The organism is Chitinophaga sancti (assembly GCF_034087045.1).
Classification (GTDB): Bacteria; Bacteroidota; Bacteroidia; order Chitinophagales; family Chitinophagaceae; genus Chitinophaga; species Chitinophaga sancti_B.
Genome location: NZ_CP139247.1, coordinates 379,011 through 396,797, shown reverse-complemented (window position 1 = coordinate 396,797; position 17,787 = coordinate 379,011). Strand labels below are relative to the sequence as shown.

Genomic DNA, 17,787 nt, shown 5'->3' with positions numbered 1-17,787 from the left:
CATTTCTTCTTTAGAATGACAACGAATAGTAACTTAATGGATAAAGTTAAAATAACAACCCCATCATTTCACCACCGGGAAATTCCCTCCATCTATAATTAAATTCGTTCCGCTGATATAAGAAGCTGCAGGTGAAACAAGAAAGTAGATCAACTCCGCCGTTTCCTCCGGCGCTGCCATCCTTCCCATGGGTACACCCCCCAACCTTTCAAAAAGCTTCCCCGTCATTTCCTCCACACTGATATTGCTTTGTTTTGCATAATCTTCCAAAAAGGTAGTCATCGCCTCCGTTTTATTTAAACCGGGAGATACGGTTACTACCCTTACCCCTTTACCAGCTACCTCTGTTGCCAATGCTTTACTATAAGTATTCAATGCAGACTTTGCAACACTATAAGCCATCGTCGACTCCCATATTGGGAACTGGCTGCTGGTAGAGGATATGTGAATGATCACACCACTTTTCTGCGCCAGCATTGTGGGTAACAAAGCCCGGTCCAGCCGGACTGAAGCAAGCAAATTAACCTGCAGGGCCTGGTCCCAATGTTCATCCGTCAATGTACTGAATCCTCCACCCGGATACACGTTTGCCCCCATGTTATTGATGATGATATCTATCCGTCCAAATTGCTGATCAATAATATTAGCTACTTTGCTCACCTCTTCAGCCCGCGATAGGTCTGCCGGAATAAATGTATATGTTACATCGGGGTCTTCCGGTTGGTTACGGGCTGTGACGATAACAGTTGCACCTGCCTGCTCAAGTCTTTTCACCACGGCTTTCCCAATTCCTTTTGTTCCGCCGGTTACCAGTGCTATTTTGCCCGCTAATACCGTATCAATTGTTGGTTTACTTTTCATGCTATTTTTTTTAAATTCCCTTATTGTTAGCTTTGATTTAAATTAGTTTCATAAAGTAACTAAAACGGTTGCTTCTATTCATTCTCACAATATGAATAGGTGGTAACGTTCATGTAACTAAAAGGCCAAAAGTGGTCACATTCATGTAACCAATGAAGAAATTTAAAGAACATACATCAACCTGCCCGATCGTTCACACGATGACCTATTTAGGGGGAAAGTGGAAGCCAATTATTCTGGGCCGGCTGGTAAATGGTGCTGTCCGTTTTGGAAAGCTGGCAGTACAAATACCGGATATATCGCGAAAGATATTGACTGAACAGCTCAAGGAATTAGAGGATGACGGATTGATTTTGCGACATAGCTATAACGAAAAACCACCGCGTGTAGAATATGAGCTAAGTGAGATTGGCAAAACGGTTATTCCGGTTTTAATGGCTATGACAGAATTAGGTGGGCAAATGCATGATGCGATTACCAGGTATAAGGATAGTATTAAAGTGCATCAAAAGACGATCCAGGTTTAAGCTAATGTACGATTTGGGGTGGATCCTGCAGCCATTTAAATTGATGTACCGTTTTCCTACAAGCAGTTATTGCGACAACATTTTTGAAACATATTCTTTATAGCTCGCCCCAATAGGTATTTCAGTTCCGCCAACCTCAATATCGTTCGCAGTAAAAGCAGTAATTCTATTTATGTTCACCAGGAAGGAACGGTGAATACGAAGGAAGGGTTTGCCTGTCAATTCCTTTTCAAAATCCCCAAATTTATATTTGGCTGTAATTTTTTTATCTGCAAAATGAATGACTATATAATCCTTTATGCTTTCCACATAAATAATCTCATCGATCTGGATTCTATGTATCTTACCTTGAGCCCGGATATGCATGACCATGTCGTTGTATCCCATTACTGGTGCTGGTTGCTGCACGGGCGATTTTATTCTTAAAAAGCGGTCAATAGCCTTGATGAACCTTTCGAAGGTGATAGGCTTCAATAAATAATCTACCAGATCCAGCTCATATCCTTCCACTGCATATTCGCGGTACGCAGTAGTAATTATTACAGCAGGAGGATCCTGCAAAGCTCTGAGGAATGAAAGCCCGGTAATCTTTGGCATCTTTATATCGAGAAAAAGCAGGTCGATAGTCGTCGACCTTAATACCTCCATCGCCTGCACTGCATTAGAACAGGTGCCCACTACTTCAAAACCATCCAGCTGCGAAATATGGTTCTGGATTAATTGTATGGCCAATGGCTCGTCATCAACTAAAAGGCACTTTATTTTCATACGATTATTTTTATTGTACTTCATTACCATTGAGATGAATACTCAATACAACTACATAAATATTATCTTCAGTATTTACCTGTAGTTGGTACCTGTCTCCATAAAGTAAATCAAGCTGTTTCCGGATATTAACCAGTCCGATCCTATCTGTTTTATTTTCGCCAGGCTCCGGTAAAAAGCCATTGGAAACCCTGAAATGAAAATTTCCTTCCCGTAAACTAAGATCTATATCAATAACAGGTTTCCCTATATTTTCTCCTGCTCCATGCTTAAAAGAGTTTTCTACGAGTGATAACAGCACCAGGGGTACGACCATTGCATCTTCATCTATTGAGTACTTAAAATTTACCTGAAGACGGTCATTATACCTTAATTTTTCAAGGTCAATATAGTTATTGATAAGGTTGATCTCTTCACTTATGGGCACATACTTCTTATTACATTTATACAATACGTGGTCAAGGATCTCTGAAAGGCCGGCAATAGATTTCGAAGTGATTGGAGAATTTATGAGGGACAGGGAGTAAATATTATTCAATGTATTGAATAGGAAATGCGGATTGAGCTGAGCTTTTAACACATTTAATTCTGACTGTACCTTTTCCTTTTCCAAAACCAGGCTGCGTTGTTGCACTATATATTGATCTTTGATCAATTTCATCAGGGCAAACACCCACGCTGCGGAAAAGGTCTGTGCGAAATAATGCACAAACAATTTTGGAAAATCTGTCATGATATCCCAAAGGGACTCCTGCCCAAAAGGCGGTACCCTGATGAGCGGCTCCAGCCAATAGACCACTGTGGCCCTGGATGCGACACATATAATATAACTGCCCGCCAGGAAAAAAATCAGTATCGATAAATAACTCCTGCCAGCAATGAATGCCGGTATAATCAGGTAAGCTACAAAATAGGAAGACAGGATCATAAAGGACATGTAATAGACATGCCTGTAAAAGATATGCCCAGGTTCTTTATATTCAACCAAATCATACCTGTTCAGAAATATGATGGTGACCGCCGCCCAGAATAGCAAATGGCTCAGGACGCGGTGTGCAGAATTAAATTGTACAATCCTTTCTATTAATGCCATGACAAACAATTGTTAATATACGAATGTTAGATTGTTTAAAACCCTCCTGTCGATGAACCTGGAATTTTAGATGTTAATCACTTCAAAAATGCATATATAAACTGAATAACATCCGAAAATGTCTATTTGTCATCTTATCGCATTCCTATATCTACGATATCATTTCCGTATAGGTTAGATATTTATCTTAAATAATCAATACCACTGCAAGTGAGAAATGTATCATTTGAGCGGGATAAATATAATAGACAAAAAAACAAAAAATGAACACAGGGAAAAGATTGATTGCATTCGTCCTTTTTTATATCCCAACACTGTTTACCCAACAGGCAGTAGGACAGCAAAATGTGAAAGCAAGAGAACTGGATAGCATCATTATTAGTAACATGGATCAGGCCGGCATGGTAGGGGTGGGTGCTGCTGTAATCGTAAATAAGCAGGTGGTTTGGATGAAAGGCTACGGATATGCTGACCAGGATAAAAAAATCCCCTTTACGCCAAATACAATCATGAACATCGCATCTATCTCGAAAACGTTTACCGGTGTGTGTGTCATGAAAGCGCAGGAAGAAGGTAAGTTATCCCTTGATGAGGATATCAACACCTATTTACCTTTCAGGGTCATCAACCCCAATTTCCCTGATGAAAAGATCACATTGAGACACCTGGCAACACATACCTCCGGCATTACTGATAGGGAGCCCATCTACAGCAATGCCTACCATTATGGAGGAGATAGTCCTGAGCACCTGGGCGATTTCTTAAAAAACTATTTTGATCCGAAAGGTAAATATTATTCCAGCGGGAATTTTTTAAACCAAAGACCAGGAACCTATTGGGAATATTCAAATATTGCCACTGCATTGGCGGGGTATATTGTAGAGCAGGTAACGGGAGAACCCTTAAATGAATATAGTAAGAATCATATTTTTAAACCATTAGGGATGAAGAATACCGGATGGTTTCAAACAGAAATTGATCTGTCAAAATATTCTAAGCATTATGACAAAGAAGGCGACTCTTTAAAAGTGATTCCATTTTACGGACTTCCCACTTATCCTGATGGTGGGGTGCGCACCTCAGTATCCGCATTGTCCAAATATTTTATTGCACTATTAAATGGTGGGGTATATAACGGCCATCGCATGCTTAAGCAGGCAAGTATAGAGCAGATGCAAAAAATGCAGTTTACAGCTATTGATAAACCTGAAAATATTAATCCACTGACCAAGAATGAGGGACTATTCTGGACGACGAAAGATGGGGGGACGAAGATAGGTTATGGTGGAACAGATCCGGGTGTGAAGACAGAAATGCTGTCAGATCTTTCCCGCGATGTAGCGGTGATTCTTTTTACAAATACCTCTCTCAACAGGAAGGATCTGTTAAAATATTATTTTAAAGGAATTTTTGACGAACTTTTTAAATATGGATATTTCGTCAGGGACAATAAAATGTAGTTTGCATTATTCGACTTTTGAAACGTTTACTAAATTGCGTTGTAGTTAAAAGGAATGCTAACATAAAGGCTATATTAATGATGAATGTTCATCACCGGGGCGGCTATGTGTTTATCTGCGGGTGCTAAATATATCGTTGCCAGTTATATTTGTTTCCAATGGTGATTTGGCAGTCTAAGGGTAGGCCTGTTTGCGATAAAATGAATTTTATCTGGTTTGATCGCTCTTAGAATGGGGCCTAAATGAGAAATGGTATTATACTTGCCATAGGTAATGCTTTTCAGCGGGGGGCTCCTGTTATCGCAAACTATTATGTTAAAAAATGGCTATTAAGCAAGAAGTGAAGAAGTCTATAACGCAAAGTGTGAAAGTGGTTTTTGGGATTTTATGTATGTTCAGCAGCCTCCTGGCTGGGGCTCAAACGCCACAGGATACGGCAAAAAACCTACAAAAAACTGTTTATCTTTTTAGTGGTATAGGGGCGGACTCTAGTATATTTATGAACCTGAAACTTCCGGGATATCACATCGTCTACATAAACTGGATTCCTGCGTTGCCCTCTGAATCAATCAGGGAATACGCTGGTAGAATAAAGAGCCAGATCACAGTAGATAACCCGGATATTATCGGGCTTTCTTTTGGAGGCATCGTTGCTGTGGAAGTATCCAAGCAGATAAAGATTGATAAAATGGTTTTGATCTCTTCCGTCAAAACAAAGTATGAATTGAACAGGGTACAGTATTTTTTTATGAAATTGGGGTTATATCGAATCATTCCCGGTCCATTAATAAAACGTGCTAATTTTCTCAGCTACCGGTATTTTGGTGCCCAGTCCCCAAATGATAAAAAGACATTAACGAATTTATTGGCGCAAACAGATGTGCCTTTTTTTCGTTGGGCACTAAAAAGCATTGCTTATTGGGATAATAAAGTTCCACCTGACAGAACTATTCAAATACACGGTACGGCCGATAGAGTAATAACCAGCAGGCTTGTGCATCCTGAGTTTCGCATTAAGGGTGGAGGGCATTTAATGGTTTTTAATAAAGCAGATACTATTAGTAAAATTATCACGCATTACCTGGATGAATAATACGCTCTCCATCCGGACTACAAGTCTTATGCACGTGCATGCTTGTTCTTAATCGTGCGCATAATGGCTATATAAGCATTATTGCATTTTTATCCCTACAAGGGATTAAGATCAACATGTTTAATTAGCGACTGTTTGTTATTCTATTCTGGCAATTAGCTTTTTTAACTGAACATTTTCGTTATCAGAGAATTTATTAAATCCCAATCTGTGTGTTTAGTAGGCTCGCTTTTCAACACTGCCAACTTCTTTTGAAATTCATCCTTTCTTTCCTGCTGTTCTTGTATTAACCGCTCTTTATTAATATGTGTAGTGCCCCAATCTTTTTCTACTGCTATCTGAACCTGCGTATCCATTGCTTGAAAGAAGCGATTTCCAAAATCTTCTATCTCATGGATGAACATTTCGTATTCCATTTCAATTTCTCCGTTTTGAGCCGTCCATACAGGAATATTATTCTCTGTTTGATGGTCTGCTTTCCAGACAATGGAAATATTATTCCTGTTTCTAAAAAAACTAATACCCGGTCCGCTTGTTAAGTGCATAGCAGTAAGTGTTCTGCTATATATCCATTCGATCGTCTTATCGTAGCGATCGTAATAGGTATCTATATCAATTGAAGGGTCTTCCGACAAATTATCTAACCATTTTTGGACTGCGCCATAAAACTTGTATAAATGATCATTATTCCGGGCAATTGCGTAAAAGGCATCAGGGATAGGTTCAGCAATAGATTCAAATATGCTTGTCCAATCTTCGATTAACCGGATTATTTGGTAATCTACATAGTGAGAGGCATTCACATCGCCTGATAGCACTTCGTTTGTATATTCGTACAGAGTGGCTTTATTTAGATCAAGCCAATATTCACCATCCGTGAGTCCAAACCAATGCATGCTTGTATCGGGAGCATCGCCCCATGGAAAGATATTATCCGGATGTCTGAGTTTGAAATTAATGAGCGCCATAGATAATTAAAAATCAAAGAATAGGCAAGGTAATAAAAAAGTGATTAAGGGTATATAATATTGCGATTACGTAAGCTGTAGCCATTACTCTTCTTGTAATATAAATTTGTGATAGCATTTGTGTTTTTATAAGGTTACATTTGAGATAATAATAATTAATTCAATTGAATGGCAAATTGGGCATTTGAAATAGATTATGCTAATAATTTCATAGTTGGATTAACGGAAGTCCTTGTAGATAAGGGCTTTAGGATATGGTGTCTCTTCAATGACGGTCAACCCCTGTATCTATTTAGTTCTGAATATTTAATGGCTACGCCGGATGAAAAGGTGAATGTACAAGCCCGTCAGTTAGTGCGGTTTATAGATGGATTGTCCTATTTACTCTTTGAAAATAAGGAGAGTGTGGATAAGGTTAACCTGACGACGGTGATTGATATGAATACATTTGGAACTGTACATCTTCAACGGTTTAATAATATTCCTACAACCCTTAGTATTGATTTTTCTGTTTATAAACCAATGATAGAAGATGAAGAAAACCCGATGGCGCATATTCTTAAATTAGTGCCTTCTGAGGTTTTTATAAGAGATTTATTATTGGTGCTTAGTCATGGAATGGATTTTAAGCAAATGCATCAGGCATTTGACCTTGTCAAATCAAAATTGGATGGGTTAGATTTTCCATTAGCAACATTGGTTCGTTTTTTACAAACTGCCAGGCAGGAGGATATTGAAAATCCAATGCCATTGAAGGAAGCACAGGAATTAATTTCAGATATAATTTTTGCAGTATTAGAAAAATATTATCGGATACATTTGAAGCATTGTGTGGTGAAGGATAGAAGTGCTGAGTGGGGTGATATGTATGATAGCTTATATGATTGACAAATAATAAACCCAACCCGATGAAAAAGAAGTTTGACGCCTTGTAAAGCCAAAAACTCATCATCCTCCCTATTCCCTTCAAATGGCTTTATATACACCGCATTTCCATAATTACTCCTTGCCTTCTCCGGCGAGTCATCCACAATAATGACCTGTTCTAATTTAAAACCTTTATTCTTCACTTTCTCCAACTTCTTTTCGAAGTAGTAATTATCTAAGTTATAATCCCGTTTTATCGTACACCTGCTTCTCCCCCATATCAGGAACCATTCAATTGCATCAGGTGTGATCGTTTTCACAATCTCTTCCACATATTCATCAGATGCAGAACTCCATACGCCTAATGTAAAATGTTGGGATATGTTTAAAAGAAACTGCTCAAGCCCGGGACGCCTATACACATGATATGAATCAAACAGGAAATCAGAGGGCACAGCCAATGGCAAAGAAGTGGCATGTATCAATGTCTCGTCAAGATCAAGTACTAGCAGCTTGTCTGATTTGTCTGGCATAGGTTAGCGCATTTACCAAATATACTTTAAAATTCACACAACCGGTTGCGTAACCACACTCTCCTTAAATAACGCTATTTTAGAAAAGTAAAACGACCAAAATCATGCCCTGGGGAAAAGTATTATCAACTATTCTAATTATTGCTATCTGCAAGTGCTCGTATGCACAAACTGAGTCTATACAAATTAAAAATGGCGAACGCTGGTATGGTGGCGCTGTGACCGAAGGTCAGCAAATGCCGGTTAAAGACGGGTATACATTTAACCTGTTTGCTAATACGGGTGGTAATCAGGCTGCTCCTTTGTTATTATCTACCGGTGGAAGATATATTTGGAGTGATGGCCCATTTACCTTTACAGTGAAAGGAGATGTGCTGGAAATCACAAATGCCGCAGCACCTGTGGAGCTGGACTCTCTGGGACATAATTTAAAAGAAGCTTTTGCGAATGCTGCTAAGAAACATTTTCCTGCAAAAGGAAAATTGCCTGATACCCTGTTATTGTCCAGACCTCAATATAACACATGGATTGAACTGGTGTACAATCAAAATCAGGCTGACATTCTTGCATATGCAAAGGCGATTATCGCGAATGGTTTTCCGGCTGGTGTGTTGATGATTGATGATAACTGGGGTGACTATTATGGTCGGTTCGATTTTAGAAAAGATAGATTTGAGAATGCCACCGCGATGATCGATAGCCTGCACAAAATGGGTTTTAAGGTGATGTTGTGGATAAGCCCTTTCATTTCTCCTGATACTGAAGTATTCAGAGAGTTGCAAAGTAAAAAGCTGTTACTGAATAAGAAGGCTGATACCACAGCTATCCTGACATGGTGGAATGGGTATAGTGCTGTGTTGGATTTTACTAATCCGTCAGCGAAGGAATGGTTTAAGGGAAGACTGGATTATATGGTGCATACCTATCACCTGGATGGATTTAAGTTTGACGCAGGGGATGCTGATTTTTATCCTGCTGATGCTGTTTCTTATGCGAAGGCGATACCTAATGATCATAGTCAGTTGTGGGGTGAGATTGGATTGGGATATGCTTTGAATGAATACCGTGCTATGTGGAAGATGGGGGGAGAGCCATTGGTGCAGCGATTAAGAGATAAACAACATACATGGGTGGATTTACAGAAACTGATTCCGCATATTACGCTTGCAGGGTTGTTGGGGTATAATTTTACTTGTCCGGATATGATTGGTGGAGGTGAATATGGATCTTTTATAGGAAGAGATAAATTGGATGAGGAGTTGGTAGTGCGTTCGGCACAGTGTTCGGCTTTGATGCCGATGATGCAGTTTTCGGTGGCGCCATGGAGGGTTTTGAGTCAGGAGCATTTAGCAATTGTGAAGAAGACGGTGGAGATCAGGGAGAAATATACACCTTATATCATACAATTGGCGAAGGCGTCGGCATTCAATGGGGAGCCTATTGTGAGGAGTATGGAGTATGAGTTTCCCGGGCAGGGGTTTGCTGAAGTGAAGGGGGAGTTTATGTTGGGTGATAAGTATTTGGTGGCGCCTGTGATGGCGAAGGATGGAAAGCAGTCTGTTGTGTTGCCGAAGGGGAAATGGAGGAGTGATAAAGGGGAGGTGTTTAAGGGGCCTAAGACGATTGAGCAGGTGGTGGCGTTGGATAGGTTGCCGGTGTATGAGTTGATTAAATAAGGAGGTGATGAATGGATCTTTTAATGGCGGTTTGGAGAGGTAATTGAATTGGAGTTGTGTACAAATTGGTTAAATAAAATGAAGTTGTATCATAAATGAAATAAAACCTCTGAGAATCGAATAAATAGAAACCTGGCTCCATCAGGTATCTGAATAAAAAGAGCGTGTTTCTTTTGATACACGCTCTTTTCATTACTTCTTTATAATCGTATTCAGATCCAATCCTGCCGCAGTCTCTGCCAATTCCGCCACATCTGCAATCGTCATTTCAGTAATAAACACTTCTTTAGGAGTGCGCACTTTTTTCATATTCACCAACCAGTCATTCTCCGTTTCCCTATATCCCAGCGGCAATATCACCGTACTCTTATACCCGCTTCCCTTTAAATTCAACAACTCATCCAGTTTCTCGGGAATGAACCCTTCCATAGGCGTAGCATCCACCTTCTGCTCCGCAGCCGCAGCAATTGCCATTGCAAAAGAGATATAACTTTGCTTTGCTGCATGATGAGCCTGCCATTCCTGTCCTTTCGCCTCGTACATATTTAAGATCACGCTCTTATAGCTATCCATTGTGTCGTGCGGTAAACCACGCTCATCCATCATAGCATTGAATACACCGGTGATCCGTTCATCACTATACCCATCCCATGCGATCCAGACCAGTAAATGTGAACAATCTATAATCTGGGTTTGATTGTAAGCGATACTTTGTATTTTTTCCAGCAACGCCTTGTCAGAAATGACGATCATTTTATACTGCTGTAAACCGGAAGAAGAAGGTGCCAAACGGGCAGCTTCCAGGATGTAGTCTAATTTTTCCTGAGGGACTTTTGTGCCATTCATCTTTTTGGTGGCATAGCGCCACTTTAAATCTTCAAGTAAACTCATGTTATTCCAATTTTCAACAAAAGTAAATTCACTTGGTGTAAATAAGTAACTTTAGGGTGCCCGATGGTGGTGACATACGGGTAACCTTAGTGACAAAAAAGTAACCAACTTGTATATGGAAAATGAAAACTTAGATTCTCCAACATTCACTGAATGTATGAGAAAGGTCCGGGCAATTGATGATACCCTGCATATCCTGAGAGGTAAATGGACGCTTGTGTTGATTTCACATCTTTGTTATAGACCTATGCGGTATTCAGAGTTGTTGAAAGATTTGAATGGGATAGCGGGGAAAGTGTTGAGCAGGGAGTTGAAGGACCTGGAGATAAATGGACTTATTATCAGAGAGGTGTCGGAGAGTCAGCCGGTAACAGTTACTTATAAGATCTCACAATATGGGAAAAGTTTGAAGGAGCTGACAGATGGGCTGGCGGATTGGGGATTGCAGCATAGAGAGCGGATTTTTAATGCGGCAAAGTTTGAAAAGCCGATGAGTGTTACCAGGTAGGTGATTATTAGCCTTCATAAAGTTTTGAGATAATTATGATTTTTCCATCATAATCAAAACTAAAAGGTTCTATTCATCTTATCGATAGCGGGCTAGGTGCAATTGTTTTATAAACGCCAGCTCATTAGAAATAATGGGTTATATTGTAGACCAGTTCCTAAAAATGTAAATGTTAGCATTATGAGTCTCACCGCCATATTACCCAAAATATTTTATGCAGATATCCAGCAGGCACTGGATTTTTTTATTGATGGACTTGGATTTAAATTAGGCTACCATGATGAGGTATTGTATATCGTGAGTAGGGACAATGCGACCTTTCAATTGATGGTAGAACCTGAGCTGGCAATCAAAGACAGCAGACCTGAAATCAGAATAGTTACTGATGATATTGAGGCGATTTATGCGGATATTAAGTCAAGACGACCTTCTATTTTACATCCGAATCTGAACTACATCAAACAACAACCGTGGGGATTGAAAGAGTTTGCCGTGTTAGATCCTACCACTGTATGTATTGTTTTTCAACAGTCTTAATTTTCCATAACCCTATACTTGTAGCATGTCAAATTCTCGTTGGGAAGGAGTTCCCATTTACAAAATTTATTTGTTAAGACTATTGTATGTCCTGATGTTCGCATTCCTTGGAAAGGATGCATGGACCTTTATTTTTACACATAAGGGGCCATGGGATCCGGCGGAGGCAATGAACTTTTCTATCTGGGCATCTTATTCTTTATTGTCATTCTTCGGTATTTTTCAGCCACTCAGCATGCTGGCCATTGTGATGCTTGAAATTCTGTACAAGTCTATCTGGCTGATCATAGTGGCGTATCCGTTATGGATGGCTGGTCATTTAATGGATTCACCGGCTACAGAAATGATAATGGTTTTCGCCCTGGTGCCATTGCCGATTATTGCAATGCCATGGAAGTATTTCTTCAGGAAGTATATTCTTGTGTTTAAAAGAACTAATTTCCCGGCATAATTGATCTAAATGAAAAACCAGTTTTTTACAATGGCGGTTGGTCTGTCCATTCTTTCTTTCACTGCATGCCAGCAGTCCCAAAATGCACAAAGTGCACACAATGACACTACCCAACAGGCACAGGATAGCACTGCTGCCGTAGCTGAACCTGTAACGGCCGATACGAGCGCCGCTTCTGTACTGCAAACTGTAATGTCTGCACCTGAGAAGGTAAAGGCAGGCAAACCTATCCTGCTGAAATTTACTGTAAACAACCCTTCTGACAAGGAACAGGAATTTTGTAAATGGCATACGCCGTTTGAACAAAGGTTTATGAATTCTTTCTTTGAAGTGACTGACAGCAAAGGCGAGGCTGTACAGTACAAGGGGGTGATGGCGAAGAGAGTGACGCCTCCGCCGGCAGATGCTTATATTAAAGTAGCTGCAAAAGGAAATGTGTCTGCTGAGATTGACTTGCTGACAGGGTACAATATCACTCATCCGGGTACTTACAAGGTAGTGTATCAGGGAGAAGGTGTGAGTGGGTTGACGAAGGTGAATGAAGTGACGGTGGTTGTTGAGTAATGAAATGCATTTGAAAAGCCCCATAGCAGTAATGCTATGGGGCTTTTTTGTTGTATTGTTTTCTTTTTGTTATTATATTGATAATCAGATTATTATGAAATAATTTTGTTTGTTTTTTTAAGCGAAAATCCTAACTTTATATCATGAACACACAAGATATCCAACGTTTGAAAAGTTTGGCGGAAAGAATCCTGAAAAATGGTATAACCAGGGAAGAAGCACTGCTTTCATTACAGCGTGCTGGCCATCTTGATAAGGATGGGAACTTTACGAAACACTACCAACATTTGGCGAGGGCGATAGCCGCAAACACAGCCAATTCCGCAGCTAATTCCACTACTGTAGCCACTGCTACTGACACTTCCGAAACATTTTAATCATTTTTTATTATGTATAGTAATAGGTCCAACTTAGTAATTGGATTTCACGGTTGTGATAAATCCACATGCCATGCATTGGTTCATCATCCACAGATTATTAAGATCAGTGAAGAACCTCATGACTGGCTTGGTCATGGCTTTTATTTCTGGGAGAATAATTTTGCCAGAGCCCGTGAATGGGCCGTGCAGAAGGTAAAACAAGGAAGGTTCAAAGAGCCTGCTGTCGTTGGGGCAGTAATTGATCTTGGTCACTGTTGTGATTTTTTAGACTCCGGTCATATTGAAATGCTCACGACTTATTATTATGCGATGGAAAAGATATATAACGAAATTGGCAAGCCATTGCCAGTTAATAGAAATATTGCCCGTGATGTACATAAAGATAAGTTATTAAGGGAGCTCGATTGTGCAGTTATTGAATATATGCATGCCGTAATTTTTAAAAATTACAAAAATGATATAGGAATACATGGTATGAGCGATCTCAAAATGTTTGACTCTGTACGTTGTGCATTCATTGAGGGCGGACCTGCTTTTAAAGGTGCTGGTATACGTGAGAAAAATCATATCCAAATCTGTATCCGCAACCTCAACAGCATCAAAGGCTTTTTTATTCCAAGAGAAAATTTGGATTTTTACTCCTGGAGTTTAAACAAGTATCTACAACTTGAGAATAATTAAATTTATTCCACCACCACTACCTCATATCCCAACCATCCATTCATCACGCTGACCTTTAAACTATCCACATGCTCCACATCTGCATATCGTGGATAATACTTTCCAACTCTTTTATTCTTATACATCGCCTCCACAAACGGTACCGGATCATTATTTCTTGTCGGCCTGGTATGCCCAAAGGAGGTCACTACTAACTTCATGGTTGTATGTGAACGCCCCCCACATGCCTGATTTCCCCATAGTATGAAAAATATAATGATCGTACCAAAGGAAAAACTATTAAACACACAAAACAAAATCAATTGCACTCCACGTGGTAAGTTATGTTTGCTGGAAGATAAATCTATCCGCTTCCTGAACAGGATCGTAACTGAGAAACCTATAAACAATGCAAGCAGGAATAAGCAATATCCATTAATCAAAGTCGTCCAGAAAATACTTATTGTCCAGAAGACCAGGGGAATACTAATAAGAAATGTTATTCCAAATAATAAACCAAAGAATCTATTTATCCAGTCGTTTGCGCGTTCTTCCTGGTATTGGGATGGGTGTAGGATTATATTTTTCATAGAAAAATATGAAAGGTACAAAAACTTCATATTTCGCAAGAACCGGATTTTTGCTGTCATCAAATTTTGTCAGCTTTGCTATCACAATCAAATATTTATGCACTACATAAGTCATCCGTCCATTCTTTACTTCGGTACACCAGTTGTGGTAGTCAGCACTGTGAATGAAGATGAAACGTATAATCTCGCTCCTATATCGTCTATCTTCTGGTTAGGGTATCGCTGTATGATCGGCATTGCTGCCAGCTCTAAAACGACTGAAAACCTGCTGCGTACAAAAGAGTGTGTATTGAACCTGCCTTCGGTTGAGCAAGCCGCACAGGTGAATCGTTTAGCATTGACTACGGGGACTTATCCTGTGCCGCCAGGGAAGTTAATAAAAGGGTATGTGTATGAACCGGATAAATTTGGCAGATCAGGGTTTACCCCGTTGGCAGCTGATTGTGTGCAGGCCATGAGAATTGAAGAATGTCCGGTACATCTGGAAGCGACATTGGTGAGTGTGGATCCGCTGACGGGAGAGAGGATAAATGTGTTGACGATGGAGTTGGAAATTCAACGGGTGCATCTGCAGGAAGATATCAGGTATGAAGATATGCCGGATCGGGTGGATCCGGATAAATGGCGGCCGATGATCATGAGTTTTCAGGAGTTGTATGGATTGGGCGAAAAGGTACATGCATCTACATTGGCGCAGGTGCCGGAGCAACTTTATCAGCGTTAGGAACAGTGGGTGATTCGATCAGCAGTAACGATAGTACGAGATTTGATCAGCAGTAATGATAGTACAAGATTTAATCAGCGGTAACGATAGTACAAGATTTGATCAGCAATAAAGATAGCACGAGATTTGATCGGCAGTAATAATAGTACGGGATTTGATCAGCAGTAACCAAAGTAAGCAAGATTTAATCAGCAGTAAAAAAAGTACAAGATTTTTAAGCGTTCCTATAAGGCGTAGTATCTCTCCCTGAGATATTACGCCGCTTTGGGCTTCCCTTTCTGCATCACTTTCTGTATCAATGTTTTTAACCTTTCTTTATAATCCGCCACTAACCAATCTGTATAATTCCTCGTCACCCTTCCCAGGCATTTCCCATATTGCTTCACCCTCCATTGTATTTCCTGATCCAATACTTCCACCAGCTCCAGCGCCTGTGATATCGTATCACTATTTTCTATACACATCATCGCATGTTGCCTGATCGCATCTCTGATCACTGTCAATGGCTTTTGCCCTGCATCTACTACACGCTGATGCGCCTCCTGTATATCAAAAGACAGCTGTAATGTATTGGGAAATTTAGCCCGCAGATCAGATGAAATCACCCGTGCCTCATTTGTGGATAAGTAATGCATACTCTCCATATACGCTTCCGGCCTTTCAAATATCAGCTGCCAGTCCATCGGCGCCTGCCATTCTCCAAAACGATCAATGTTATTACCAAGATCAATGATGTTGAAGTTTTTCTTTTTGGGTAACCTTCTTGAACCACGTCCAATCATCTGGTGATAGAGTGTCAATGAAGTCGTTGCGCGATTGAGGATGACGGTTTGTATACCAGGTTCGTCAAATCCAGTGGTCAATATCGAGACAGATGTAAGGATTGCTCCTTTCGTCTTTTTGAACCATTTCAATATCTCCTCGCGCTCCGCAGGAGAATGACGGTTATCCAGGTGTTTGATAGGATAACCTGCATCTTTAAATAATTTGTACACATTCCTCGATGTGAAGATACCATTGTTAAAGATCAGGGTCTTTTTATGCTTCGAATGTGTTTCATATACATGCAGCAATAATTCCAACATCGCATTGGATGAATATAATTCATCCGAAGTGCTGATGGTGAAATCCCCATATATACCTGTTTTTAATGAATTCAGTTCCACGTCGTATCTCCAGTTGACAGGTTTTGCCAGATACCCCTGTTTGATGAGACCGGTTATGCTTTCACCTACTATCAGTTCCTGGTAGGTTTTGTTCATTGGCAAGTCTGCATTAGAACTCAGTGGGGTAGCTGTGACACCCACTACAATGGCACGTGGGAACTTATTCAACAGTTTTTGGAATGCATTGTGATGTGCTTCATCAATTATCACCAGACCAACAGACGCCGGATTAATCATACCCTGTTTCAGACGGTTACGCAACGTTTCGACCATTGCGACATAACAGGCATGTTCCTCCCGTTTACGCAATTGTTTGACAGTGCTATTGATCACTTTATTTTTGATACCAATTTTTGTCAGCGTAGCAGCTGTCTGTTTACAGAGTTCTGTCCGGTGCGTAAGAACCATCACCTGTCTGTTAAAGTTCGTGACATACCACTTTGCTATCTCTGAGAAGATCCTTGTTTTACCACCGCCTGTTGGTAGCTGATAAAGGATCCTATAACCTTTGGATGCATGTGTGAGTTTATCAAATAGTATATTGAGGTCCCGTTCCTGGTAGGGGTACAAGCTATCGTTTCCCATAATTAATCTTACTGTTAGTTATTTAGCTATATCAAATGGGGTGCCATTAGGAAATTGTTTTTAACGCCCGGGCTAACCAGGCTTTCATCCTTTTCTTTTCGTTCACCAATATTTCCTCTTTGTGTTGAAGATACTGTGCTTCTTTGTCACTCAGTTCAGCGGGACGGTATTTTCTGAGTAACCGGAGTGCATTACATTTATCCTGGTAGTCGCCAAGTCTATCCTGTAATGTAGAACTGTGAAGCTGGTTATTATTTGATAATTCCTTGAAGGTTTTCCTGATGGTATGCAGGTCATTGTCACTAAAGGATGTGGGGTGCAGCATTTGCTGCATGGCAATGGTTTTCCCGGCTAAATACTTTTGATAAGTTTTATGGCTGAAACCGGTTTTTACAGCTTTCAGTGTTTTTTTACCCGCTTTTCGCACTGGTTTCTTAGCAAGTGAGTGATGCAATTGGTCCTTACATTGTTCTGCCTTCTTGTGTATTATCTTTCTATAAGTGGGTAAATGTCGGGCATCGTGTTTTGTATACTGCTCCTGTAATTGCAGGTCGCGTAGTGTACCGAGCTGGTGATAAAAATCTTTCAGTTTCCCGGGTATACCGGGAAGCTGAATCATATGTAGAAAAGCTTTTAGTTTTTTATAGTTTGTCCTGAATTTGTGAATAATTTCCGGGTCGTATGCAGGTGGCATTTGCCGGCTCTTTTTGTCGAGTCGTTTGTAATACCGGCCAATGGTTTTTAGCACACGTTTCTTTTTCATAATAATTGTACCGGAAAAAGTATGCCATGTGTCAATTGATAGCGCATCATCCAGAACTTTTTCTATTTCGTTATAGTCCGCTTCTGATTCATAATAATTGTACCGGAAAAAGTATGCCATGT

At 40.2% G+C, this 17,787-nt stretch carries 21 protein-coding genes; 12 read left to right on the top strand and 9 right to left on the bottom strand.

Annotated elements, in window-relative coordinates; genetic code table 11:
* Positions 1-63: 63 nt before the first annotated feature.
* Complete coding sequence (locus SIO70_RS01675; protein ID WP_320578869.1) at positions 64-861, bottom strand: SDR family oxidoreductase; 798 nt, start codon at positions 859-861, stop codon at positions 64-66.
* Positions 862-1,013: 152 nt separating this feature from the next.
* Between SIO70_RS01675 and SIO70_RS01670 the strand changes: the two genes are divergently transcribed.
* Positions 1,014-1,388, top strand: coding sequence for a helix-turn-helix domain-containing protein (locus SIO70_RS01670; protein WP_320578867.1), 375 nt, complete (start codon positions 1,014-1,016; stop codon positions 1,386-1,388).
* A 66-nt stretch (positions 1,389-1,454) separates the two neighbouring features.
* On the opposite strand, the gene SIO70_RS01665 is transcribed toward SIO70_RS01670, so the two are convergent.
* Both SIO70_RS01665 and SIO70_RS01660 read right to left on the bottom strand, forming a co-directional pair.
* Positions 1,455-2,156: a response regulator transcription factor gene (locus SIO70_RS01665; RefSeq protein ID WP_320578865.1), complete on the bottom strand. Its 702-nt coding sequence runs from the start codon at positions 2,154-2,156 to the stop codon at positions 1,455-1,457.
* A gap of 10 nt (positions 2,157-2,166) precedes the next feature.
* Entirely contained in the window at positions 2,167-3,249 is a 1,083-nt protein-coding gene (locus SIO70_RS01660) for a sensor histidine kinase (RefSeq protein WP_320578863.1), read from the bottom strand.
* 263 nt (positions 3,250-3,512) lie between these two features.
* Between SIO70_RS01660 and SIO70_RS01655 the strand changes: the two genes are divergently transcribed.
* Both SIO70_RS01655 and SIO70_RS01650 read left to right on the top strand, forming a co-directional pair.
* Positions 3,513-4,709, top strand: coding sequence for a serine hydrolase domain-containing protein (locus SIO70_RS01655; protein WP_320578861.1), 1,197 nt, complete (start codon positions 3,513-3,515; stop codon positions 4,707-4,709).
* 322 nt (positions 4,710-5,031) lie between these two features.
* Positions 5,032-5,802, top strand: a complete 771-nt coding sequence (locus SIO70_RS01650; RefSeq protein ID WP_320578860.1) for an alpha/beta hydrolase — start codon at positions 5,032-5,034, stop codon at positions 5,800-5,802.
* A 164-nt stretch (positions 5,803-5,966) separates the two neighbouring features.
* Here SIO70_RS01650 and SIO70_RS01645 read toward each other — a convergent pair whose 3' ends face one another.
* Positions 5,967-6,770, bottom strand: coding sequence for a DUF5984 family protein (locus tag SIO70_RS01645; protein WP_320578858.1), 804 nt, complete (start codon positions 6,768-6,770; stop codon positions 5,967-5,969).
* Positions 6,771-6,938: 168 nt separating this feature from the next.
* Here SIO70_RS01645 and SIO70_RS01640 point away from each other — a divergent pair, with 168 nt between their 5' ends.
* Positions 6,939-7,658 carry a hypothetical protein gene (locus SIO70_RS01640; RefSeq protein WP_320578856.1) on the top strand — a complete coding sequence of 240 codons (720 nt, stop codon included), beginning with the start codon at positions 6,939-6,941 and terminating at the stop codon, positions 7,656-7,658.
* Here the strand turns inward: SIO70_RS01640 and SIO70_RS01635 are convergent.
* On the bottom strand, positions 7,577-8,170 hold the full coding sequence (locus SIO70_RS01635) for an HAD family hydrolase (RefSeq protein ID WP_320578853.1): 594 nt from the start codon (positions 8,168-8,170) through the stop codon (positions 7,577-7,579). The genes SIO70_RS01640 and SIO70_RS01635 overlap by 82 nt on opposite strands.
* A 104-nt stretch (positions 8,171-8,274) precedes the next feature.
* Here SIO70_RS01635 and SIO70_RS01630 point away from each other — a divergent pair, with 104 nt between their 5' ends.
* Positions 8,275-9,846, top strand: coding sequence for a glycoside hydrolase family 31 protein (locus SIO70_RS01630; RefSeq protein ID WP_320578851.1), 1,572 nt, complete (start codon positions 8,275-8,277; stop codon positions 9,844-9,846).
* Between the two features lie 192 nt (positions 9,847-10,038).
* Here the strand turns inward: SIO70_RS01630 and SIO70_RS01625 are convergent, their stop codons facing one another.
* Positions 10,039-10,737, bottom strand: a complete 699-nt coding sequence (locus SIO70_RS01625; protein WP_320578850.1) for a nitroreductase family protein — start codon at positions 10,735-10,737, stop codon at positions 10,039-10,041.
* 157 nt (positions 10,738-10,894) lie between these two features.
* Between SIO70_RS01625 and SIO70_RS01620 the strand changes: the two genes are divergently transcribed.
* The 6 genes from SIO70_RS01620 to SIO70_RS01595 all read left to right on the top strand — a co-directional run bounded on the left by SIO70_RS01620 (position 10,895) and on the right by SIO70_RS01595 (position 13,858).
* Positions 10,895-11,245, top strand: a complete 351-nt coding sequence (locus SIO70_RS01620) for a helix-turn-helix domain-containing protein (protein WP_320578848.1) — start codon at positions 10,895-10,897, stop codon at positions 11,243-11,245.
* Positions 11,246-11,425: 180 nt separating this feature from the next.
* Positions 11,426-11,782 carry a hypothetical protein gene (locus SIO70_RS01615; RefSeq protein WP_320578846.1) on the top strand — a complete coding sequence of 119 codons (357 nt, stop codon included), beginning with the start codon at positions 11,426-11,428 and terminating at the stop codon, positions 11,780-11,782.
* A gap of 94 nt (positions 11,783-11,876) precedes the next feature.
* Positions 11,877-12,233, top strand: a complete 357-nt coding sequence (locus SIO70_RS01610) for a hypothetical protein (RefSeq protein WP_320578844.1) — start codon at positions 11,877-11,879, stop codon at positions 12,231-12,233.
* 9 nt (positions 12,234-12,242) lie between these two features.
* On the top strand, positions 12,243-12,797 hold the full coding sequence (locus SIO70_RS01605; RefSeq protein ID WP_320578841.1) for a hypothetical protein: 555 nt from the start codon (positions 12,243-12,245) through the stop codon (positions 12,795-12,797).
* A gap of 143 nt (positions 12,798-12,940) precedes the next feature.
* Complete coding sequence (locus tag SIO70_RS01600; RefSeq protein ID WP_320578840.1) at positions 12,941-13,174, top strand: hypothetical protein; 234 nt, start codon at positions 12,941-12,943, stop codon at positions 13,172-13,174.
* Between the two features lie 12 nt (positions 13,175-13,186).
* Positions 13,187-13,858 carry a hypothetical protein gene (locus SIO70_RS01595; protein WP_320578838.1) on the top strand — a complete coding sequence of 224 codons (672 nt, stop codon included), beginning with the start codon at positions 13,187-13,189 and terminating at the stop codon, positions 13,856-13,858.
* Positions 13,859-13,860: 2 nt separating this feature from the next.
* Here SIO70_RS01595 and SIO70_RS01590 read toward each other — a convergent pair whose 3' ends face one another.
* Positions 13,861-14,427, bottom strand: coding sequence for a hypothetical protein (locus SIO70_RS01590; protein WP_320578836.1), 567 nt, complete (start codon positions 14,425-14,427; stop codon positions 13,861-13,863).
* Between the two features lie 97 nt (positions 14,428-14,524).
* Here SIO70_RS01590 and SIO70_RS01585 point away from each other — a divergent pair, with 97 nt between their 5' ends.
* On the top strand, positions 14,525-15,151 hold the full coding sequence (locus tag SIO70_RS01585; RefSeq protein WP_320578834.1) for a flavin reductase family protein: 627 nt from the start codon (positions 14,525-14,527) through the stop codon (positions 15,149-15,151).
* 254 nt (positions 15,152-15,405) lie between these two features.
* Here the strand turns inward: SIO70_RS01585 and SIO70_RS01580 are convergent, their stop codons facing one another.
* Positions 15,406-16,902: a DEAD/DEAH box helicase gene (locus tag SIO70_RS01580; protein WP_320578832.1), complete on the bottom strand. Its 1,497-nt coding sequence runs from the start codon at positions 16,900-16,902 to the stop codon at positions 15,406-15,408.
* A gap of 46 nt (positions 16,903-16,948) precedes the next feature.
* Positions 16,949-17,785: a CHAD domain-containing protein gene (locus SIO70_RS01575; RefSeq protein WP_320578830.1), complete on the bottom strand. Its 837-nt coding sequence runs from the start codon at positions 17,783-17,785 to the stop codon at positions 16,949-16,951.
* Positions 17,786-17,787 lie beyond the last annotated feature (2 nt).